This window comes from Dactylosporangium thailandense, assembly GCF_059739745.1.
On sequence record NZ_AP029195.1, the window covers coordinates 8,744,816 to 8,766,697 of the forward strand.

Sequence of the window (21,882 nt, forward strand, 5' to 3'; positions counted from 1 at the left end):
GATAGCCGGGATGTCTGGGGAGGCCGGCCACCATGCGGGTTGCCCGTCTGTACGCCGTGCGCGACGCGCCGGAGCGCCCCCGGGTGGCCGATCCCGAGCGACGCCGCCGGATCGCGGACTACCTCGCGGGCGGCACGACCATCGGCCGCGGCCACGGGCCCTCGGTGCTGCACACCGACGGCCTGTGGCTGTGGCCGGAGCGCTTCGTGGCCGACATCCTCGACGACGGCCTCGCGCCCGAGCCCGACCTCCTCGCGCGCATGCACGCGCACGCCTACCGGCCCGAGCGGCCCGTGGCCGGGGAGCGGCTCAACGACGAGGCCATGCGCTCCTGGCGGGCCGGTCCGCCGGAGGAGCCGCGGCTGCTGGTGACCTACTTCGTGCGGGTCAGCGACGAGACGACCCCGGAGCGCCCGCTGTCGCTGCTGCGCCGCACGGTCACGCCCGACGGCGGGGTGACCGAGGAGGCCGTCTGGCGCGACCTCGCCTGGCACCCCACCAACGCCTTCGTGAGCCAGCGCATCGACGACGAGCTGCGCGAGGTATCGCCCGAGCACGCCGCCGCGGTGCTCGACCGCTGGTGCGCGACCTGGCACCGGGAGGCGCTCAGCCGTGCAGCCAGGACGTGATCAGGTAGTGCGCGATCGAGGCCCGGAACGGCAGCCCGAACTCCTTGGACTCGCCCTCGAGCACCGCCGCGATCTCGCGCCGGGTCAGCCAGCGCGCCTCCGCGATCTCCGCCTCGTCGACCGTGATCGCCGCGCCGGCCGGGGCGAGCGCGTGGAAGCCCAGCATCAGTGAGCCGGGGAACGGCCACGGCTGGCTGGCGAGGTACGTCACCTGGTCGACCCGGACCCCGACCTCCTCGAGCACCTCGCGCGCCACGGCCATCTCGGCGGACTCGCCCGGCTCCACGAACCCGGCCAGCGTCGAGAACCGCGGCACGGTGGCGCCCAGCGCCTTCCACTGCGCGTTGAACCCGAGCAGGCAGCGCCCGTCGGGCCCCTCCACGCCGTCGTGCACGAGCATGATCACGGCGGGGTCGGTGCGCGGCCAGAGCGTCTCCTCGCCGTCCTCGGTCACCCGCACCCACCCGGCCTGCGCGGCGCGGGTCAGCTTGCCGCTGAGCGGGCTGTAGGGGTGCCGCGAGTGCCAGTTGGCCAGCGCGACCGCGGTGATGAAGATCTCCGCGGGCAGGTCGCTCAGCGCCGCCCCGACCTCCCGCACGTTCACCCGTTTGGTGCCCTCTGGCGCGGTGACGTCCGCGGCCACGGCGAAGTACACCGTGCCGTCGGCCTCCTCGCCGAGGAAGAACCGCTCCCCCGCGGGCGCCGCGGCCGCGTCGATCAGCACCAGCTCCGGCGGCTCGCCCGGGTGGACCAGGACGTGCCCGTCGTCGACGACCACGATCCGGGCCCGCTCGAAGGCCTCGGCCAGCCAGGCCTCGTCGGTGCGCCGGTGCGCGGCCCGCTCGAGCGGGCCGCGCGCGAACGTCGGAGCGTCGGGGACGATCGCGGTCATGACTCCGAGGCCCGCTGCACCGGGGTGAGCGCGGCCAGCGAGGCCTCGACCTTGGCCGCGTCGCCGAGCACGACGGCGGCGGCCCGGGCCGGGGCCAGGTACTGCGCCGCGGCCGCGGCCACCTCGTCCTTGCCGGCCTTGGCCAGCTTGGCGGCGTGCTCGGCCAGGTAGTCCAGCCGCAGCCCGAAGCCCGCGTAGGTCGAGACCAGCCCGGCCAGCCCGGCCTGCGTGGACATCCCGAGCTGCAGCGTTCCCAGCGCGTACTGCCGCGCCTGCTCGAGCTCCTCGTCCTTCGGCGGCAGGCTGGCGATGCGGCCGAGCTCGTACAGGGTCTCCAGCAGGGCCGGGCCGGTCACCTCGGTGGCGACCTCGGCGGAGACCACGAGCGCGGAGCCGGCGACGGCGTGCTCGATGAGCGAGTGGGGGCCGTACGTGTACCCCTTGTCCTCGCGGATGTTCTCGACCCAGCGCGAGGAGAAGTACCCGCCGAAGACCAGGTTCGCCAGCTGGAGCGCGGCGTGGTCGGGGTGGCGGCGCGACACCGCCGGCAGCGCCAGGCGCAACGAGGACTGCACCGAGTCGGGCCGGTCGACCAGGGTCAGCGGGCCCGGCTCCAGCGCCGGGGCGGGCGGCAGCTCGGCCGGGTGGCCGCCGCCGTTCCACTTGCCCAGCATCCGCTCGGCCGCGGCGATGGCCTGCTCCGGCTCGAGGTCGCCGACGATCACGATCGTCGCGCCGGCCGGGTGCAGCCGCTCGCCGTGCAGCGCCCGCAGCTCGTCGGGGACGACCGCCTCGACCCGCTCCGGGCTCGGGGTCTGCACCGCGTAGGGGTGGCTGCCGTACATCCGCTTGAGCAGGGCGACCCGGGCCAGGTGGCTCGGCTGGCTCTGCGCGACGCGGATCCGGTCGACGAGACGGGCGCGCTCGGTGTCGACCTCCTCGGCGGGGTACGCCGCGTCGGTGAGCACCCCGGCGAGGATCTCCAGCAGCCGGTCCAGCCCGTCGACCAGGGCGTTGCCCGAGATCAGCAGGCGGTCGGGGTCGGCGCCGGCGGACAGCCCGCCGCCGACCTTCTGCAGCTCGGCCGCGATGTCCACGGTCGACATGGTCGAGGTGCCGGACAGCACCGTCTGGGTCAGCAGCGCGGCCCGGGCCAGGTCCGCCTGGGCGAAGGGCACCCGCAGGCGTACCTCCACCAGCGGCACCGACGAGCGGCGCACGGCGATCACGGTGAGCCCGTTGTCCAGCGTGTGCTCGGTGGTCGACGGCACCTTGAGGGCCCGGTTGGGTCCGAGCACGGGCAGGGCGCGCAGGGGCGTTGTCACAGTCACTTGGCTCCTCCGGCGATGACCTCGACCGCGGCGCGGCGGGACGGCACGAGCTGCGCCGCGGCCGCGACGATCTGCTCCTCGGTGACCTCACCGATCAGCGTGTGCAGCGTGTTGAGCAGCTCCGGCTCGCCGCGCTGCTGCTCCAGCACGGCCATCTGCAGCGCGCGGCCGAGCACCGCGTCGGTGTCGCGCAGCAGGTGGGTGGCCATGCGCGCCTGGGTCCGGCTCAGCTCGTCGGGGGCCAGCCCGTCGCTGGCGATCCGGGCGCACTCCTCCTCGACGCTGCGCAGCACCTTGTCCACGTCGCCGCCGGGAGGGAGGTGGGCCTGCAGCACCAGGGCGGTGGGGTCGCGCACCGCGAACGGCTCGCCCATGAAGCCGATGTACCCCCCGACGCTGGTCACCGACCGGTCCCGCAGCACCAGCCGCTCGACCAGCCGCGACGCGTCGCCGTCGGTGAGGACCTCGGCGAGCACCACGTAGGGCAGGTAGCCCTGCAGGTCGCTGACCGGGTCGGGCACCCGCCAGGCGGCCGCGATCGCGGGCAGCGGGGCCAGCCGGTCCTCGTAGGAGGAGCGGCGCTCCGCGGTGAGGTCGGGCTCGGTGAAGTCCGGGCGCGCCGGCGCGGGCCGGGCCGGGACGTCGCCGAAGTGCCGCTCGACCAGCTCGGTCGCGGTGGCCACGTCGAAGTCGCCGGAGACCGCGAGCACCGCGTTGCCGCAGGCGTAGTACCGGTCGAAGAAGTCGGCCGCGTCGGCCACGGTCGCCGACTCGAGGTCCTCGAAGGAGCCGTAGCCGTCGTGCGCGTTGGCGAACGTGTCGAACATGACCGGGGGCAGCCGCAGCCAGGGGAAGCCACCGTAGGGCCGGTTGAGCACGTTGACCCGGATCTCCTCCTTGACCACGTCGATCTGGTTGCGGAGGTTCTCCTCGGTCAGCCGGGGCGCGCGCATCCGGTCGGCCTCGAGGAACAGGGCCCGCTCCAGCGCGTTGGAGGGCAGCGTCTCGAAGTAGTCGGTGTAGTCGAAGTGCGTCGAGCCGTTGAAGGTGCCGCCCGAGCCCTGCACGTGGCGGAAGTGGGCGAGCTTCTCGAGGTTCTCCGAGCCCTGGAACATCAGGTGTTCGAACAGGTGGGCGAAGCCCGTGCGCCCCTGCGGCTCGGATCTGATGCCGACGTCGTAGACCACGGCCACGCCGACGACCGGCGCGGCGCGATCTGGGGTCAGCACCACCCGCAGGCCGTTGGGCAGGGTGAAGCGCTCGACGGGGTACTTGGAAGCCGGGATCCGCACAGCGGGGCTACGACTGGACACCCACCGAATCTACTTCGTTTCGCGCCGAAATCCGGATCCGGCGTTCCGCAAGCCCGGCGTAGACGCCCACCCCGGCGATCACGGCGAGCAGCGGCAGGCCCAGCAGCCAGCCGTACGGCCCCCGCGAGCGCGGCGACGAGGGCGCCGCGACCGGCGTGGCGGCCGGGGACACGCCGGGCCGCGAACCGCCCGCCGAGGGTGATGGCGAGGGGCTCGGCAGCCGCCGCGTGAGCGCCTGCACCAGGTCGAGACGGCCGAGGCCGTAGTCGGCGTCGGGTCCGGCCGGGCCCGCGTCGGCCGCGGTCAGCCTGAGCCGGCGCACGATCTCGGACGCCTTGACGCCCGGGTAGGCCGAGCGCACCAGGGCGACCGCGCCGGCGAGGATGCCGGGCGAGGCGCTGCCGTCGTCGATGCGGTAGCGGTTGCCGGTGTTCGTGGTCATGATCTGCGCCCCGGGGACGCCCAGGCCCAGCCGGCGGCCGCTGGTCGAGCTCACCAGCACCTCCCCGGTGCGGCCCAGCGGCACCGCGGCGAGCACGCCGTCGTAGGCGGCCGGGTAGGGGTCGAAGGCGCGGCCGGGCTGGTCGCCGTCGGCCGCCACGACGATCGCGTCCGCCGCCTGGGCGTCGCGGACCGCCTGCAGCAGCCGCTCGCTGCCGGCCACCGAGTAGCCGATCACGATGACCGCGGTGCGGTGGGCGATCGCCGCCTCGATGCCGGCCGCGAGCTCGTCGGCGGACGGCTCCCTGGTCGGGGGCGTGTCGAGCACGATCGGCTGGATCTTGGCGCCCGGCGCGACGCCGATGACCCCGTCGGCGTGGTCGGCGCCGTGGCCCTGCCCGGCGATGATCCCGGCGAGCGCGGTGCCGCGCCCGTCCGGGTCGTAGCCGGTGCCCTCGGCGATCGGCGGGCCCGACGGCCTCGGCGTGGCATCCGTGCCGGCGCCGGCCGGGGTGCTGACGGCGACGGGGTCGAGCACGGCCCCGGCGAGGTCGGCGTGGGCGCGGTCGACGCCGCGGTCGATCACCGCGACCGTCACGCCCTCGCCCCGGGAGTGCCGGTTGGCCTCGGCGACGCCGAGGTACCGCAGGTGCCACTCGTCGTCACGAATGACATCGGCCCGGGCGGCACCGCCGGGCACCACGGCCGCGACGAGTCCCAGACCTAAGCCCACGGCCACCGCGGCCAGGCGCTGCTTCATGCCGGACAGCGTGCCGGATCGACGCAAGTGACGCCACTCGCGCCGCTCAGACGGGGCGGATGCTCTCCGGGGCCTCGTCGGCGACGGAGTCGAACTGACGGTGCGTGTCGGGGATGGACACGTACAGGATCGCCGCCTCCGGCTTGCCCAGGTCGACGAGGGCGATGGAGACGAGCTCGCTCTTGGCCCGCAGCCCCGGCGTGTTGAAGTGGAGCCGGAACTTGAGCAGCCGGGCCGGGCGGCCGCCCAGCGTCAGGTCCTTGGCCTCGATCTGCTCGAGCTGGTTGCCCTTGGGGTAGAAGCTGACCCGCACGTCCGCGGCGATCTGGTCGCCGACGCAGTGCAGGTCGAGCACCATGCCGTCGTTGACGGCGGCCGGCACGTGGCCCGACAGGATCGTGGCGTGGTAGTCGGACCCGGCCCCGTCGTAGTTGGGCTCGGTGATGAAGTCCTGGCCGATACGGTACGTGATCTTGAGTTCGCCCTGGTCGCGCCAGTTCTCGGCGAGCGGGCGCCAGGGATCGCCGAACTGCTTGTAGCTGATCCCGGACTCACCGTCGGTCGTCCGCGGCCCCGGCGGGACCTCCTCGCCGCCCGGGTGCGGGTTGTCCGGCGGGATGCTCGGCGGCGGGCAGCGCCGCGCCAGCTCGGGGCGGGTGTCGCTGGGCGCCTCGGCCCGCTTGTTGAACAGCCCGCCCGGCGTGGTGGCGTTGTTGGTCAGCACCGACACGAGGATCACGACGAGCCCGATCGCGACCACCAGAATGGCGCCGCCGCCGAGCCACTTCATGATCTTCTGGTTGCGCTTGACCGGATCGTCGTCGTCGCCGCGGCCGTATTCCAGCACGTCCGGCGGCGGCACCGGCGGCGGCGTTCCCGACCGCCCGACGCGCCCGGACGCGTAGCCCGCCGCGTCCCGCTGCTCGCGCCGGCGCAGCGGCTCGGCGGGTGCGGCTGATGGCGACGCGGGCACCGCGACCGGCTCGATCACGGTCTGTGTGTCCGGCGTCGCCCACGGCGAACTCTGCTCGGTCATGTCAGATCCAGTGTCGCAGCCGCATGCGAGGACGACCAGCAGCCCCCACCCCGCTCAGCTGGGGATTTGCTGGAGGTTTCGGGTCACGGTTGCGGCTGGGGTGGCGGGTGCAGCTGGGTGACCTGCGGATATCGGTGCGAGTCGGCCGCCGCGACCGGACCGATCACGACGAGCGCAGCGGTGAGCACCCCGGCGGTGGCCACGCCTACCACCAGGGCGACTTCGCGAACGTGCGGTGCCTGCATGGTGCGCACTCCCCCTCGCATGCCCTCTTGGACAGCTTCGAGGAGGAGCCGGTTCCACCGACAGCCGCGTGTCAGAACCTTGCCAATTCATTGAGACTCGGTCGTGACCTACACGGCGGGCAGCGAGGTGATCAGCTCGAGCAGCCCGGCCTCGTCGAGCAGGTCGGCGGGCCGGACGGTCTCGCCGCTGCGCACGTAGAAGAAGGCGGCCCCGACCCGCTCCAGCGGCACGCCCCGCAGCTCGGCCCACGCGAGGCGGTAGGCGGCGAGCTGCACCGCCGCGGCGGTCGCGTCGGCCCCGCCCGGGCGCCCGCCGGTCTTCCAGTCCACGACGTCGAAGCGGCCGTCCGCGTACCGGTACACGGCATCCATCCGCCCGCGCACCACCACGCCGGCGAGTACCGACGCGAACGGCACCTCGACGTCCAGCGGCACCAGGTCGGCCCACTCGCTGGCCAGGAACCGGGCCTGGAGGTCGGCCAGGGCGGAGTCGGGCGCGGCGTCCTCGTCGGCCGCGCCCGGCAGCTCGTCGAGGTCGAGCAGGCGCTCGGCCCGGAAGCGCTGCTCGAGCCAGTGGTGGAAGGCGGTGCCCCGGCGCGCGTAGGGGTCGGGGCGGGCGGGCAGCGGGCGGCGCAGCGAGCGGGCCAGGCGCTGCGGGTCGCGGCGCAGGGAGACCAGCTGCGACACCGAGAGGTGCCCGGGCAGCGAGACCTCGACGAGGCCGCCGGCCCGGGGCGCGAGCCGGGCGCGCTCGGCCAGCAGCAGCTCGGCCTCGCTCGCCCAGCGCGCCACCAGCGGGTCGTGCACCGCCGGCGCCGCGGCCGGGTCGGCGGTGTGCACGAGCGCCGCGGCCGCCTCCAGCAGCGGGCGGCGGTGGCCGAGCGGGTCGGCGGGCCAGCTCGCGCTGGGCACGTCGGCGGCGGTCGGGTTCTGCGCGTCGGCCTCCGGCCTGGGCGCCCAGGCGTCGACGACACCGGCCCCGGCCAGGCAGCGCTCGCGGATCTCGTCCAGGAACACCGACGCGCCGCGGGGCCGCTTGATGCCCTCGCCCCACCAGTACCCGCTGGCCAGCAGCAACCGGCGGGGGCGGGTGACGGCGACGTACGCCAGCCGCCGCTCCTCGCGGATGTCGTGATCGCGCCAGTCCCGCGTGAACTGCTCCAGCGCCCGGACCACGCCCTTGATGTCGTCGGCCTCGGACAGGTCGAGCGCGGGCAGCCCGGCGTGGTCGCCGCGCAGCGGGAAGGGCAGCACGCCGAGGCCGCGCAGCCAGTGGTCGCCCGCGTTGCTCGGCCCCGGGAAGACGTCCGTGCACAGTCCGGCGACGGCCACGACGTCCCACTCCAGGCCCTTGGCCGCGTGCGCGGTGAGGATCTGCACGGCCCCGGCGACGACCTCGACCTCGCCCGGGGCCAGGCCGCGCTCCTCGTTCTCGGCCGCGGCCAGGAACGCCAGGAACGCGCTCAGCGTGGCCCCCTCCGACTCGGACGCGAAGCGCGCGGCGATGTTCGCGAACGCGTCGAGGTGGCCGCGGGCCAGGCCGGCGTCGCCGGGCCGGGCGGCGACCTCGACGTCGAGGCCGGTGACGCGCTCGAGGTCGGCGACGAGATCGGGCAGCGGCTGGTCGAGCCGGCGGCGCAGGGCGCGCAGCTCGCCGCCGAGCCGGACGAAGCGGCGGTGGCCCTCCTCGGAGTAGAGCTCGGGCTCGCCCAGGTCGTCGAGGGCTTCCACCAGTACGGCCTCGTCCAGCCGGTCCGCGAGCTCCGGCTCGGCGGCGCTGTCCCCGTGGCGGCGGGCGGCGGCGAGCGCCCGGGCGCGGCGGTAGAGGGCGACCAGGTCCCGAGGGCCGATCCGCCAGCGCGGGCCGGTCAGGATGCGCAGGAGCGCCGCGCCCTCGGCGGGGTCGGCGAGCACCCGCATGATGCTCACGACGTCGCGTACCTCGGGCGTGTCCAGCAGCCCGCCGAGCCCGACGACCTCGACCGGCAGGCCGCGCGAGCGCAGCGCGTTCTCCAGCGCCGGGATCTGGGCCCGGGTCCGCACGAGCACCGCGGTCGACGGGCGGTCCTCGACCGGGATGTCGTAGGGGAACGTGTCCGGCTCGACCTTCGCCGCCAGCCGCCACGAGGCGAGCACCCGGTCGGCGAGCCAGGCCGCCTCCTCGGTGTACGTGTCGAGCAGGGCGCAGTGCACGGTCGCGGTCGAGGCGGGCTCGGCGAGCACGTCGGCCGGGGCGAGCTCGGCGACCTGGGCGCCGTACGCCCGCAGCGGCGCCGACAGCGTGTTGGCCACGTCGAGGATCTCGGGCCGGTTGCGCCAGCTGGTGGTCAGTTGCCGCAGCGGCGCCGGCTTCCCGTCGGGCCGCACGAACTCGGCCGGGAAACGGTCCAGCGTGCCGGCCGAGGCGCCGCGCCAGCCGTAGATCGACTGGCAGGGGTCGCCGACCGCGGTGACGGGGTGGCCGCCGCCGAAGAGCGCGCGCAGGAGCACGACCTGGGCGTGCGAGGTGTCCTGGTACTCGTCGAGCAGCACGATCCGGAAGCGGTCCCGCTCGACCTGGCCCACCTCGGGGTGCGCGGTCGCGACCGTGGCCGCGCGGGAGAGCTGGTCGCCGAAGTCCATCGCCTCCAGCAGGGCCTTCTTCTCGCCGTACTGCCTGATCAACGGCAACAGCTGCAGGCGCGCCTGCTGCCGGGAGAGCACATCGCGCACCGGCTTGGCCATCTTGCCGCTCTTCGAGCTGATCTCGGCGAAGAACCGGCCCGTCCACGCGGCCACGTCCGCGGGCTCGCGCAGGTGCTCGGCCAGGTCGCCGGCGAGGTGCAGCACCGCGTCGACCACGGTCGACGGGGCGGCCGAGACGGCGGTCATGTCCCCGTCGTAGGCGCGCACCACCGCGTCGGCGAGCTGCCAGCACGCGGCCTCGGTCAGCAGCCGGGTCGACGGCTCGAACCCGGCGCGCACGCCGTGCTCGCGCACGACCCGGGCCGCGTACGAGTGGTAGGTGGCCACGGTCGGCTCGCCCGCGATCAGGTCGTCGCGGCCGAGCCGGCGCACCAGCTGCCCGAGGCGCTGGCGGATGCGGTGCGACAGCTCGCCGGCCGCCTTGCGGGTGAAGGTGAGGCCGAGGATCTGCTCCGGGCGGGCGTGGCCGTTGGCGACGAGCCAGACGACCCGGGCCGCCATCGTCTCGGTCTTGCCCGATCCGGCGCCGGCCACCACGAGCAGCGGTCCGACCGGCGCCGCGATGACGCCGGCCTGCTGCGGCGTCGGCGCCGGCAGCTTCAAGAGCCTTGCCAACTCCAGCGGCGTCATGTGACCTGGCGGCCCTTGCCCGAGACGGGGCACGAGGTCTTGACCGGGCACACGCGGCACTTGTTGTTCACCACGGCGCTGAAGGTCGAGGCGGCCATCGTCTTGGCCGTGCGCTGCACGAGGGCCTGGGCCCAGTTCGGGTCGTCGGCCTCGCCCAGCGGCGGCTGCACCTGCTCGCGCGCGGCGTTCGTCTCGCCGCCCAGCTGCACCAGCGACGCGCCGCCGGCCACTGTGGACTCCTCGAACGCGCCGAGTTCGATCGCCGCCTGGTACGCGGCCAGCTGCGGGTGCTCGGCAAGGTTGGCGTTGGCCGGGATCGACTTGCCGGTCTTGAGGTCGACGACCACGAGCCGCCCCTGCTCGTCGAGCTCCAGCCGGTCGACCCGCCCCTTGATCTCCACCGGCGCCTCGGGATCGGCCAGCTCGACCAGGAAGTCCTGCTCGATCGCGACGAGCCGGCGCGGGTTGCCGGCCAGCCAGCCGATGAGCTTGTCGAGCATGGTCTCGGCGCGGTCCCGCTCCCGCCCCGCGAGCCATCGGGCCGAGAGCTCGATCGCGTCGAAGCGGTCGGCGACGTACGCCACCAGCTGCGCCCGATCCGCGGTGGCATCGGCGGCCAGCATCGCCGCGGCGTGCACGAGGTTGCCGATGGACTGCTCCGGCGACGGGGTCAGCGCCCCGCCGTGGCGTTCGAGCAGCCAGCGCAGGCTGCACCGCTCGACGCTCTCCACGGTCGACGGGGTCACCTGCACCGGCTCGCCCGGGTCGACCAGCGGCCGCTCGTCCGACAGCGCCGGCAGGCCCCACCAGCTGCCGGGATCCGCTCCCGGTACCTCCTGCCGCGCGAGGCGCGCGAGCAGTGCCGCCGCGCTCGCCCGCCGCTGCTCGGGCGCGTCGGGGTCGACCAGCGCCACCCGCAGCTCGGCGACCAGCGTCGGCAGCGTGAGCGCGCGGGGCGCCTCGAACGCGGGCTGTTCCTCGTCGACGGAGAGCTCGGTGAGGAACCGGCTCGGCTGCTCCTCGCCGTCGCCGGACGCGACCGCGGTGACGATCACCCGCTCCCGGGCGCGCGACACGGCGACGTAGAACAGCCGCCGCTCCTCGTCCAGCAGCGCCGAGAGCCGCCCGATGGTCTCCATGCTCCGCCCGGCCAGCACCTCGACCAGCAGCTCCGAGCCCAGCACGCTGCCGCGCAGCCGCAGGTCGGGCCAGACGCCCTCCTGCACCCCGGCGACCGCGACGACGTCCCACTCCAGGCCCTTGGCGGCGTGCGCGGTCAGGATGCGCACCGCGTCGCCGCGGTCGGCCATCGGGGCGAGGTTGTCGGCCGGCAGGTCCTGACCCTCGACATGGTCCAGGAAGACATCGGTACCGGCCCCCGGCAGCCGGTCCGTGAAGCGCGCGGCGGCGTCGAAGAGCGTCACGACCGCGTCGAGGTCCCGGTCGGCGGCCGCGCCCCGGTGCCCGCCGCGGGCGCTCAGCGCCGACCAGCGCTCGGCGAGCCCGCTGGCCTGCCACACCGCCCACAGCACCTCCTCGGCCGTCGCGCCCGGGCGGGCCGCGGCGTCGCGGGCCTGCTGCAGCAGCCCGGCCACGGTGCGCGCGGGGCCGGCCCAGCGCCGCTCGACCATCGCGAGCTCGGCCGGGTCGCGCAGCGCCGCGAGCAGCAGCAGGCTCGACGGGCGCCGGTCCCCCGCGGCCAGCGCAAGCGCGCGCAGCCCCTGCCGCAGCCGCCGCTCGGCCAGCGGATCGGCCCCGCCCAGCGGCGAGTGCAGCAGCGCGACGGCGGCGTCCTCGTCGAGCCGGGCGTCGTCCAGCGCGCACCGCAGGAGCAGCAGCAGCGGGGCGATCGCGGGCTGCAGGTGCAGCGGCAGGTCCTCGGACTCGGTCGTCGTCGGTACCCCGGCGGTGTGCAGGGCGCGCTGCAGCGGGGCGAGCTGGCGCGCGGTGGAGCGGACCACGACCGCCATCCGCGACCAGGGCACGTCGCGCAGTAGATGTGCCTCGCGCAGCCGGTGCGCGATGAACGCGGCCTCGGACGTCTCGGACGCGAACGTGCGCGTCTCCACGGTGCCGCCGGGCCGCTGCGGGAGCATCCGCCGGTGCCGCGAGGGGCCGCGCAGCCGGGCCGCGACCCGCCCGATCGGGGCGAGCAGCCCGGCCCCGAGCCGCCGCGAATGGGGCAGCGTCACCTGGACCGCGCCGGGGAAGTGCAGCTCGAAGCCGGCCACGATCGCCGGGTCGGCGCCGCGGAAGGCGAACGTCGAGGAGTCGGGGTCGGCGAAGGCCACGAGGTGCCGCCCGTCGCCCGCGACGAGCTCCAGCAGCTCGACCTGGGCGGGGTCGGTGTCGGGGAGCTCGTCGACGTAGACGTACCGCAGCCGCCGGCGCTCCTGGTCCAGCAGGTGCTCGTCGTCGGCCAGCAGCCCGGCCGCGGCCCGCACCAGCTCGGCGTAGTCGTAGGCGACCGAGCCCCGGCCGGTCGCGTCGCGCAGGGCGAGCACCTGGAGGTATTCGCGGAAGAACGCGGCCGCGGCGCTCCAGTCCGCGCGGCGGTGGATGCGGGCCAGCTCCGCCAGCCCGTCCGGGGTCACGCCGCGCTCGACGGCGCGCAGCAGCAGGTCGCGCAGCTCGGTGGCGAACGCGCGGGTGTTGAGCGCGCCGCGCAGCGCCTCCGGCCACGGCGCCCCCGACTCGGCGAGCAGCTCCCGGATCACCAGGTCCTGCTCGGGGCCGGTCAGCAGCCGCGGGGAGGCCTCGCCGCGGTCGACGGCGGCGCGGCGCAGGAGGCCGAAGGCGTACCCGTGAAACGTCCGGACCATCGGCTCGGCCGTCGTGCGCAGCCCGCTGGAGCGGCCGAGCCGCGCCTCGATCCGGTCGCGCAGCCGCACCGCCCCGCGCCGGCCGAACGTGAGCACGAGGATCTGCTCGGGGTCCGTGCCGTCGGCGACCCGCTGGGCGACGGCCTCGACGAGCGCGGTGGTCTTGCCGCTGCCGGGCCCGCCGATGACGAGCAGCGGCCCGCGCGTGTGCTCTACGACGAGCCGCTGCCACGGGTCCGAGAAGACCGGGACGGGCCTGACCGCGGGCCGGCGCACGAGCTTGTAGGCACGGCTCCGGCCCGCGGGGGAAGCGGTCGCGGTCACGCGACCAATGGAACCACGGCCGGTGTCACTCCCGGGACGTGCCCAGCAGAGACGCCTCGATCAGGTCCATCGAGGTGCGCACGTCGCCGGCGGTGAGGATCATCGCCAGGGCCGTGGAGCGCACGAACTCCTGGGCGGCGAGGGTGCGCAGCCAGTCCATCAGGCCGCCGTAGAAGCCGTCGTGGTCCAGCAGCAGGATCGGCTTGCGGTGCAGGTCCAGCGTCGCGGTGGTCCAGACCTCGAAGAGCTCGTCCAGCGTGCCCAGGCCGCCGGGCAGCGTGATGAAGGCGTCGGACCGCTCGATGAGCAGCGTCTTGCGGGAGGCCATGCCGTCGGTGACCACCAGCTCGTCCGACTTGGTGTCGGCCACCTCCAGGTCGACGAGCGTCTGCGGGATCACGCCGTACGTCCGCGCCCCGCCCGCGCGCGCCCCGTCCGCGACCGCGCCCATCATGCCGACGCAGCCGCCGCCGGAGACGAGCTCGTGGCCGCGGCGGCCGATCTCGACGCCAAGGTCGTGGGCGAGGTCGAGCCAGCGCTGCTCGAGCCGCTGCGACGAGGCGCAGAACACGCCGATGCGCGCCATCAGCTACCGCCGCCCAGCTTGTCCTCTTCCAGCTGCTCGGCCGCCTCGCGGATGTGCTGCACCGCGGCGTCCACGTCGTCGGTGAGGTACAGCAGCTGGAGGTCCTCGGGGCCGATCTTGCCGTCCGGGAGCATCGTGCCGCGGATCCAGTCGAGAAGGCCCTGCCAGTAGGCGGTGCCCATGAGCACCACCGGGAAGCGCGTGACCTTGCGCGTCTGGACCAGGGTCACGGCCTCGAAGAGCTCGTCCAGCGTGCCGAAGCCGCCCGGCAGCACGACGAACGCCTGGGCGTACTTCACGAACATCGTCTTGCGGGCGAAGAAGTACCGGAAGTCGATGCCGACGTCGACCCAGTCGTTGAGGCCCTGCTCGAACGGCAGCTCGATGCCCAGGCCGATGGACAGCCCGCCGGCCTCGGCGACGCCCTTGTTCGCGGCCTCCATGACGCCGGGGCCGCCGCCGGTGATCACCGCGTAGCCGGCGCGCGCGAGGGCCCCGCCGAGCTCCTCGCCCATGCGCCACTCGGGGCTGTCGGGCTTGCTGCGGGCCGAGCCGAACACGCTCACCGCGGGCGGCAGGTCGGCCAGGGTGTCGAAGCCCTCGACGAACTCGCTGAGGATGCGCAGCGCCCGCCAGGCGTCCTTGGTCTTCCACTCGTGGCGCAGGTGGGAGTCCAGCAGTCGCTGGTCGGCGGTGCTCAACGGGATCGCGTCGCGTCGCAGGGTCACCATGCCGCGATGCCGCTCCCGCGGCCGGCTGCGCTTGGGCTCGCTCATGCCTGTCACCGTACGTCCTCGCATGGTCCAATACGGCCATGGGGAGACGGGGCTGGGCGGTGTTCACGGCCGTCTGCAGCCTTCTGGCCGGGTCACTGCTCATCTGGTACTCGCTGCGCCCTTCGTCACCTTCCGGCGCGTTCGTGGCCCCCTCCCCGTCGCCTGCCTCGTCTTCGAGCCCGTCGTTCTCAGCGCCCCCGCCGGTCTCGGCGTCCCCGTCGTTCTCGGCGTCGCCGTCGATCTCCGCCCCGCCCGCGGTGCCGGGGCAGGGCAACGGGAAGTTCGACTTCGCGGCCTCCGGCGGCGAGCGCGTCGGCGGCGCCGGGCACCTGGTGCACTACGTGGTCGCGACCGAGCAGGGCTCCGGGGTCGATCCCGAGGAGTTCGCGGCCGCGGTGCAGCACACGCTCGGCGACGCGCGCAGCTGGATCGCGGGCGGGAAGTACTCGTTCCAGCGCGTCGCGGCGGGCAGCGCCTCCGAGCTCACCGTGCACCTGGCCACGCCGTCGACCACCGACTCCATGTGCGCGCGGCGCGGCGTGCGCACCCGGGGCGAGGTCTCCTGCCGCGGCGGCCGCGACGTGATCATCAACCTGAAGCGGTGGCTGCTGGGGGTCGCGTGGTACCCGAGCGTCGCGGAGTACCGGCACATGGTCGTCAACCACGAGGTCGGGCACTTCCTGGGCAACGGGCACGCGATCTGCCCGCGCCCGGGCGCCCCCGCCCCGGTCATGGCCCGCCAGTCGTTCGGGCTCGAGGGCTGCGTCGCCAACGCGTGGCCCTATCCGGACGGTAGGACCTTCGTCACAGGGCCACCCGCGCCGCGATGATCGGACATGCTCGGTAGGAAAACGGGTGCAGAGAGCAACGTTTGCTCCTACCGTCGCGTCCTACCCGATATACCGGTGGCAGGCGTGGGGGTGTGACCGGCATGACACGAGTCGAGGCTGACCGCCAGAAGCGGCAGATGAACCGACGGATTCGCGAGGTGCTCGCGGTGCGCCGCATGCTGCGCACGCTCGAGCCGGCCGCCGAGGAGCCGCCGGCCTCGGCCCCGTAGACCGGCGGCGCGTCACCTCGGCACCCTCGGCTCTCGGCTCTCTCGCCGAACCGCCGGCCTCAGCCCCGTAGCCAGCGGCGCATGACCTCGGCGCCCTCGGCGATCTTGTCGATCTCGACGTGCTCGTCCTGCTTGTGCGCCAGGTTCGGGTCGCCGGGGCCGAAGTTCAGGCCGGGGATGCCCAGCACCGCGAAGCGGGCCACGTCGGTCCAGCCGAGCTTGGCCCGCGGCGGGCGGCCGATCGCGCCGAGCAGCTCCTGCGCCGCGGGCGCGTCGAGGCCGGGCAGCGCGCCCGGGGCCGAGTCCACGAACTCGAGGTCGAAGCCGTCGAACACCTCGCGCACGTGCGCCTCGGCGGCCGCCTCGTCGCGGTCGGGCGCGAAGCGGAAGTTGACCTCCACCACGCACTCGTCGGGGATGACGTTGCCGGCCACGCCGCCCGAGATACGCACCGCGTTCAAGCCCTCGTGGAACTCGCAGCCGTCGATGGTGACCTTGCGGTCGCGGTACCGCTGCAGACGCTCCAGAATCGGGGCCGCCTTGTGGATGGCGTTCTCCCCGAGCCAGGACCGGGCCGAGTGCGCGCGCTTGCCGCTCGTGCGCACCATCACGCGCTGCGTCCCCTGGCAGCCGCCCTCGACCAGCCCGTGGGTCGGCTCGAGGAGCACCGCGAAGGAGGCGTCGGTGAGCAGGTCGGGGCGGCGGTCGGCGAGGATCTTCAGCCCGTTGCGCGCCGAGTCGACCTCCTCGCACTCGTAGAACACGTAGGTCACGTCGTGGCGCGGCTCGGCCTCGGTGACCGCGAGGTGCAGGGCGATCGCGGTGCCGGACTTCATGTCGGACGTACCGCAGCCCCACATGAGGTTGCCCTCGGTGCGCGACGGGAAGTTGTCGTGCAGCGGCACCGTGTCGAGGTGCCCGGCGAGCACGACCCGCTGGTCCCGGTTCAGCTCGGTCCGCGCGACGATCGTGTGCCCGAAGCGCTCGACCTTGAGCGCGGTGCCGCTCAGCGCCTCCTCCACGCGGTCGGCGATCTCGGCCTCGTTGCCGGAGACCGACTCGATGTCGACGAGCGCCCTGGTCAGGGCCACGGGATCGGCAAGCACGTCACGGGTGAGCATGACTCGACCTTAGACGGGCGGGCGGTCCGGCGCGTGCGGTAGCGTTCCGTCCCGTGACGACCGCGTACATCGACTCCCCCGCGTGGGGCCTGGGCCTGGCCACTGTGACGTCCTCGGGACAGGTGCTGGATGCCTGGTTCCCGGCCGGCAACCTGGGCCTCGGGGCGTTTCCGAGCACCACCGGACTCGATCCCGCCACGGCCATAGCCGCGACCGCCGCCTCCGTCGCGGACCCCGGCAGCGCGGCCGCCGCGGTCGCCGCCTCGGTGGCCGCGACCGGCCCCGAGTTCGGCTCGTTCGTGGAGACGGAAGGCCCCCTCGGCCTGCGGTCCGAGATCGTGCGCGTGGAGATCCAGTCGCTCGGCGACGCGCCCGCGAGCACGGCCGACGTGTACCTGCGCCTGCACCTGCTCTCGCACCGCATCGTCCGCCCGCACCAGGCGAACCTCGACGGCCAGTTCGGCCTGCTCGCCAACGTGGCCTGGACCTCGGCCGGCCCGTGCCTGCCCGAGCAGGTGGACGAGCTGCGCGCGACGGAGCGCCGCGCGGGCCGCCGCCTCAACGTCTTCAGCGTCGACAAGTTCCCGCGCATGGTCGACTACGTGACCCCGTCGGGCGTGCGCATCGCGGACGCCGACCGCGTGCGCCTGGGCGCGCACCTCGCCCCCGGCACGACCGTCATGCACGAGGGCTTCGTGAACTTCAACGCCGGCACGCTCGGCAACTCCATGGTCGAGGGCCGCATCTCGGCCGGCGTCGTGGTCGGCGACGGCACCGACGTGGGCGGCGGCGCCTCGATCATGGGCACCCTCTCCGGCGGCGGCAAGGAGATCATCTCCCTCGGCGAGCGCTGCCTGCTCGGCGCGAACGCGGGCATCGGCATCTCCCTCGGCGACGACTGCGTGGTCGAGGCGGGCTGCTACATCACGGCGGGTTCGAAGCTGACCCTGCCGGACGGCCGCGTGGTGAAGGCGCGGGAGCTTTCGGGCCTGCCGAACCTGCTGTTCATCCGCAACTCGGTGAGCGGCCGCCTGGAGGTCCGCGAACGCCAGGGGCGCGGCATCGAGCTGAACGCCGCACTGCACGCGAACTGAGCGCTGGTCCGGGCGGGCCTCGACCGATTTCGGGGCCTGCCCGGCGGCTGCTCAGCCGGTTGCTAAATGTCTCTCAACGGACCCGCACCAGGGCCGAGCCGCCGAGATACGCGGGTCCCGACCGAGCGCCGAGGCCTCCGTGGGCGAGCCCGATATGTCGGGCGCTGGCGCGCCACGACATATCGGATTTATCCCCCGCCGCCGCTTAAGTCGCTTTTGTCGTAAACGGCCGGCCGAAACGTGCACGGAGTCGCGCTCGGGTGCGCAACGGTGCCGGTCAGAGTCGCGACGCGGCCGAATCCACGCGCTCGACGGAGTCGCGCACCAGCGCGCAACACTGCCGCTCAGAGTCGCGACGCGGCCGAATCCACGCGCTCGTCCGTGGCCGTGAACGCGACCCGCACGTGCCGCTCGCCCGCGGGACCGTAGAACGCGCCCGGCGCCGCCAGGATCCCGCGCTCGGCCAGCCAATCCACGGTCGCCCAGGAGTCCTCGCCGCGGGTCAGCCAGAGGTACAGTCCGGCCTGCGAATCCTCGACCGTGAACCCCGCGCGCTCGAAGGCCTCGCGGAGGATCGAACGGCGGCGACGGTACCGCGCGCGCTGCTCCTCCACGTGCACCTCATCGCCGAGCGCCGCGATCATGGCGGCCTGCACCGGGGCGGGCACGATCATGCCGGCGTGCTTGCGCGCGGCCAGCACCTCGTCGACGAGGGCGGCGTCACCGGCCACGAACCCGGCGCGATATCCGGCCAGGTTCGAGCGCTTCGAGAGCGAGTGCACGGCCAGCACCCCGTCGAAGTTCCCGTCGCAGACCGACAGGATCGACACCGGCTCCGACTCCCACGGCAGCGGCAGGTAGCACTCGTCGCTCACCACGATCGCCCCGCGCTCGCGCGCCCAGGCGACGACCTTGCGCAGGTGCGCCTCGGGCAGCACCTTGCCGGTCGGGTTGGACGGCGAGTTCACCCACACCATGCTCACGCGCTCCGGCCCGAGCGCGGTCAGCGAGTCGGCGCGGACCACGCGGGCGCCGGCGAGCAGAACGCCCACCTCGTACGTCGGGTAGCACACCTGCGGAATGACCACGGTATCGCCGGGGCCGAGCCCGAGCAGCGTCGGCAGCCAGCCCACGAGCTCCTTGGAGCCGATCGTGGGCAGCACGCCGAACTCGCCCGAGCCGGTGCCGCACCATCGCGTCACCCACTCCCGGATCGCCTCGCGCAGGCGCGGGGTGCCGGCGGTGAGCGGGTACCCGGGCGCGTTCGAAGCCTCGGCCAGCGCCGCCCGGATCAGCTCGGGCACCGGGTCGACCGGCGTGCCGATCGAGAGGTCCACGAGGCCGTCGGGGTGGCGGGACGCGGTGGCCTTGGCCGGCTCGAGGCGATCCCACGGAAAGTCGGGCAGCCCGGCCGCAAGCGCGCGCCGGGCCCCGAAGGCTGTGCCGGTCAGTGTTCGCGCTCCTGCGGCGGGAGGGAGGCGACGAACGCCGCGTCCTTCTCGACCTTGCCGACCTTCGACGCGCCGCCGGGCGAGCCCAGCTCGTCGAAGAACGAGTAGTTGGCGCCGACGAAGTCCTTCCACTTCTCCGGGACGTCGTCCTCGTAGAAGATCGCCTCGACCGGGCACACCGGCTCGCAGGCGCCACAGTCCACGCACTCATCCGGGTGGATGTAGAGCATGCGGTTGCCCTCGTAGATACAGTCGACAGGGCACTCCTCGATGCAGGCCTTGTCGAGCAGGTCCACGCAAGGTTCGGCGATGATGTATGTCACGGGTCGCCCTCTTTCGCACCTGAGGCTGCCAACCTGGGGCTGGCAAGCCCCGCCGCATCCCTACCGCGGCGGTACGAGCCTAGTATCCAGGTTCACGGGAGGTCGATCGTGCTCGGGCCACAACATGTGGGACAGCGCGTCGTCGTGCGCCGAATCGTCGGGATGCGCGACGCACGACCCGTGTTTTCGGACATTCTGGGCCAGCTGCTCGAAGCGACCGAGACGCATCTCACAGTCCGTGCCCGCACCGGAGCGGTCCGCGTTCCATTGCATGAGATCGCACGGGCCAAGCCGGTCCCGCCGCGCCGCCGTTTCACGCCGACCGAGTCGCTGGAGGCCGCCGCGGCGCGGGGCTGGCCGGCCCGCGACCAGGCCACCCTGGGCGACTGGCTCCTGCGCGCGACCGACGGCTGGACCCAGCGCGCCAACTCCGCCCTCGCGATCGGCTCCCCCGACCTGCCGACGCCGGACGCGATCGATTTCGTCCAGCAATGGTACCGCCAGCGCTCCCTCATCCCCGCCCTCTCGATCCCGGTCCCGCTCTTCCAGCGCCTGGACGACGAGCTGGAGCGCCGCGGCTGGACCGCGATGCCGACGACCCAGGTGATGACGGTCCCCCTGCCGGCTCTGCTCACGGCCCTCTCAGGACACGCGGCCGACACTTCCCCCACCACCTCACCTGCCGCGGCGCCGCCGGCCACCCAACCTTCCACCGCCGCACCGCCGACGCGAGCGGCCGACACCTCCCCACCTTCCGCCGCCACGGCGCCGACGCAAGCGGCCGACACCTCCCCACCTTCCGCCGCCGCGCAGCCAGGGCAACCGAATCCGGCCTCGTCCACCGGCCAGGACGCGGCCGGCACATCCCCCGCCTTTTCACCCTCAGCCACGGCCCCATCCGCCGCGTCCGATGGCCCGAGCTTCGCCGAGGACGCACCCGAGACCGCCGGGTCGCCGGGCGGACGAATCGAGCTCGCCACCGAACCGTCGGCGGAGTGGCTGACCGCGGTCGCCGGCCGCAAGGGCCCTTTGCCCGACTCGGCCCGGCACGTGCTCACGGCGGTGCCGAACGTGCGATTCGCGCAGTGGTACGACGAGCAAGGCACCCTCCTGGCCACCGCCCGCGGTTGCGTGGCCGACGACGAGTCACGCTGGCTCGGCCTGTCCCTGATCGGCGTCGACGAACGCATGCGCCGCCGCGGCCTGGCCCAGCGCCTGATCGCGGCCCTGGCCGAGTGGGCCGTGACCCTGGGCGCCCGCGACGCCTACCTGCAGGTGGAGCAGCGCAACACGGCGGCCGTGGCGCTGTACTCCCGCCTGGGCTTCACCGTGCACCACATCTACTCGTCGCGCCGCCTGCTCACCGACTGACCCTGGGCGCCGACTGCACATTCGCGCACCGGCTCCAGGCCGGCCGCGCATCCGCGCAACCAACGCCGCACCGTTGCGCGTTCGCTCACCAGCCAGGCGCCGACCGCACGTTCGCGCAACCAACGCCGCACCATTGCGCGTTCGCTCACCAGCCGGGCGCCGACTGCACGTTCGCGCACCGGCTCCAGGTCGGCCGCGCATCCGCGCAACCAACGCCGCACCATTGCGCGTTCGCTCACCAGCCGGGCGCCGACTGCACGTTCGAACGCCGCACAGCCGCCGACCGAGCCGGGCCGAGGCGGGACTAGCGGCGAACGGCCTTGCGGGGCTTGGTACCGGCGTGCTCGATGTACCGCTTCCAGGACTGCGACCTGTAGTCCAGCCCGGTCGTCATGAGCACCAGCAGCCCGATCACCGCACCGATCGCGGACAGGCCGACGAAGTAGAAGAACTGGCGAAACACGAGCCCGACGCCGTTGCTGAACGGCCCCACCCCGGACACGAACGGCCCGATGAGCACGGCCAGCAGGCACGCGACCACAACGGCCAGCCCGAGCTCGCCGATGACGCGAATCATGGGCACCCGGCGGCCGTACCAGAAGGCGACGGGAATCATCACCGCACCGACCGCGAACAGCGCCCAAAGCCCGATGGTGATCTGCTTGGCGTCATCGTCCCCGGCCGCGATCCGAACCACGAGCCGCGCGACGAGATTGACCACGAAGAGACCCCCCGCGACGAGCCCGACGGGCAACCACCGCTCCTTCATAGCCAGCCTCCGTCACTTCAGTTCCCCGATACGCCGAACCCACGCGATCCCGGCGCGGGAACGTGTTTACCCGTCTACACTGCGTGCGCGCAAGACCCGCCGCCTCAGAGTTCGCTGAACCTCTCCCGGGAGCCGCTTTCGAGCCACCGGTGAGCCCCCATTCGGCCGAGCATTTCCGCACTACAAACCGACGCGCGGAATCACCACCGCGCCGCGTTTCCGA

The 21,882-nt window shown here is 73.9% G+C and carries 18 protein-coding genes; 4 read left to right on the top strand and 14 right to left on the bottom strand.

Annotated elements, in window-relative coordinates; all coding sequences use genetic code 11:
* Positions 1–32 precede the first annotated feature (32 nt).
* Positions 33–629, top strand: a complete 597-nt coding sequence (locus AC6JBM_RS38840; protein ID WP_497978855.1) for a hypothetical protein — start codon at positions 33–35, stop codon at positions 627–629.
* On the opposite strand, the gene nudC is transcribed toward AC6JBM_RS38840, so the two are convergent.
* The 10 genes from nudC to AC6JBM_RS38890 all read right to left on the bottom strand — a co-directional run bounded on the left by nudC (position 607) and on the right by AC6JBM_RS38890 (position 14,470).
* Positions 607–1,521, bottom strand: a complete 915-nt coding sequence (gene nudC, locus AC6JBM_RS38845; RefSeq protein ID WP_497978856.1) for an NAD(+) diphosphatase — start codon at positions 1,519–1,521, stop codon at positions 607–609. The genes AC6JBM_RS38840 and nudC overlap by 23 nt on opposite strands.
* The gene (locus AC6JBM_RS38850) at positions 1,518–2,852 is read right to left on the bottom strand and encodes a M16 family metallopeptidase (RefSeq protein ID WP_497978857.1); all 1,335 of its coding nucleotides are present in this window, start codon (positions 2,850–2,852) and stop codon (positions 1,518–1,520) included. The genes nudC and AC6JBM_RS38850 overlap by 4 nt, the downstream gene beginning before the upstream one ends.
* Positions 2,849–4,165: a M16 family metallopeptidase gene (locus AC6JBM_RS38855; RefSeq protein ID WP_350611735.1), complete on the bottom strand. Its 1,317-nt coding sequence runs from the start codon at positions 4,163–4,165 to the stop codon at positions 2,849–2,851. Before AC6JBM_RS38855 ends, AC6JBM_RS38850 begins: the two co-directional genes overlap by 4 nt.
* Positions 4,152–5,366, bottom strand: a complete 1,215-nt coding sequence (locus tag AC6JBM_RS38860; protein WP_497978858.1) for a S8 family serine peptidase — start codon at positions 5,364–5,366, stop codon at positions 4,152–4,154. Before AC6JBM_RS38860 ends, AC6JBM_RS38855 begins: the two co-directional genes overlap by 14 nt.
* A gap of 46 nt (positions 5,367–5,412) precedes the next feature.
* Positions 5,413–6,402 carry a hypothetical protein gene (locus tag AC6JBM_RS38865; protein ID WP_497978859.1) on the bottom strand — a complete coding sequence of 330 codons (990 nt, stop codon included), beginning with the start codon at positions 6,400–6,402 and terminating at the stop codon, positions 5,413–5,415.
* 83 nt (positions 6,403–6,485) lie between these two features.
* On the bottom strand, positions 6,486–6,647 hold the full coding sequence (locus tag AC6JBM_RS38870) for a hypothetical protein (protein ID WP_350611738.1): 162 nt from the start codon (positions 6,645–6,647) through the stop codon (positions 6,486–6,488).
* Between the two features lie 108 nt (positions 6,648–6,755).
* A complete protein-coding gene (locus tag AC6JBM_RS38875; RefSeq protein WP_497978860.1) occupies positions 6,756–10,022 on the bottom strand; it encodes an ATP-dependent helicase in 3,267 nt (1,088 codons plus the stop codon).
* On the bottom strand, positions 9,959–13,060 hold the full coding sequence (locus tag AC6JBM_RS38880) for an ATP-dependent helicase (RefSeq protein WP_497986618.1): 3,102 nt from the start codon (positions 13,058–13,060) through the stop codon (positions 9,959–9,961). The genes AC6JBM_RS38875 and AC6JBM_RS38880 overlap by 64 nt, the downstream gene beginning before the upstream one ends.
* 73 nt (positions 13,061–13,133) lie before the next feature.
* Entirely contained in the window at positions 13,134–13,694 is a 561-nt protein-coding gene (locus AC6JBM_RS38885; RefSeq protein WP_497978861.1) for an LOG family protein, read from the bottom strand.
* Positions 13,694–14,470, bottom strand: coding sequence for an LOG family protein (locus tag AC6JBM_RS38890; protein ID WP_350611740.1), 777 nt, complete (start codon positions 14,468–14,470; stop codon positions 13,694–13,696). The genes AC6JBM_RS38885 and AC6JBM_RS38890 overlap by 1 nt, the downstream gene beginning before the upstream one ends.
* A 38-nt stretch (positions 14,471–14,508) precedes the next feature.
* On the opposite strand from AC6JBM_RS38890, the gene AC6JBM_RS38895 reads away from it, so the two are divergent.
* Complete coding sequence (locus tag AC6JBM_RS38895; protein WP_497978862.1) at positions 14,509–15,300, top strand: DUF3152 domain-containing protein; 792 nt, start codon at positions 14,509–14,511, stop codon at positions 15,298–15,300.
* A gap of 289 nt (positions 15,301–15,589) precedes the next feature.
* On the opposite strand, the gene dapE is transcribed toward AC6JBM_RS38895, so the two are convergent.
* The gene (gene dapE / locus AC6JBM_RS38900; protein ID WP_497978863.1) at positions 15,590–16,651 is read right to left on the bottom strand and encodes a succinyl-diaminopimelate desuccinylase; all 1,062 of its coding nucleotides are present in this window, start codon (positions 16,649–16,651) and stop codon (positions 15,590–15,592) included.
* Between the two features lie 53 nt (positions 16,652–16,704).
* Between dapE and dapD the strand changes: the two genes are divergently transcribed.
* Positions 16,705–17,745 carry a 2,3,4,5-tetrahydropyridine-2,6-dicarboxylate N-succinyltransferase gene (dapD, locus tag AC6JBM_RS38905; protein WP_497978864.1) on the top strand — a complete coding sequence of 347 codons (1,041 nt, stop codon included), beginning with the start codon at positions 16,705–16,707 and terminating at the stop codon, positions 17,743–17,745.
* 344 nt (positions 17,746–18,089) lie between these two features.
* On the opposite strand, the gene dapC is transcribed toward dapD, so the two are convergent.
* Positions 18,090–19,196 carry a succinyldiaminopimelate transaminase gene (dapC, locus tag AC6JBM_RS38910; RefSeq protein WP_497986619.1) on the bottom strand — a complete coding sequence of 369 codons (1,107 nt, stop codon included), beginning with the start codon at positions 19,194–19,196 and terminating at the stop codon, positions 18,090–18,092.
* A complete protein-coding gene (gene fdxA, locus AC6JBM_RS38915; protein WP_350611744.1) occupies positions 19,193–19,519 on the bottom strand; it encodes a ferredoxin in 327 nt (108 codons plus the stop codon). The genes dapC and fdxA overlap by 4 nt, the downstream gene beginning before the upstream one ends.
* A gap of 267 nt (positions 19,520–19,786) precedes the next feature.
* On the opposite strand from fdxA, the gene AC6JBM_RS38920 reads away from it, so the two are divergent.
* Positions 19,787–20,890 carry a GNAT family N-acetyltransferase gene (locus tag AC6JBM_RS38920; RefSeq protein WP_497978865.1) on the top strand — a complete coding sequence of 368 codons (1,104 nt, stop codon included), beginning with the start codon at positions 19,787–19,789 and terminating at the stop codon, positions 20,888–20,890.
* A 304-nt stretch (positions 20,891–21,194) separates the two neighbouring features.
* Here the strand turns inward: AC6JBM_RS38920 and AC6JBM_RS38925 are convergent, their stop codons facing one another.
* Entirely contained in the window at positions 21,195–21,659 is a 465-nt protein-coding gene (locus AC6JBM_RS38925) for a hypothetical protein (protein WP_497978866.1), read from the bottom strand.
* Positions 21,660–21,882 lie beyond the last annotated feature (223 nt).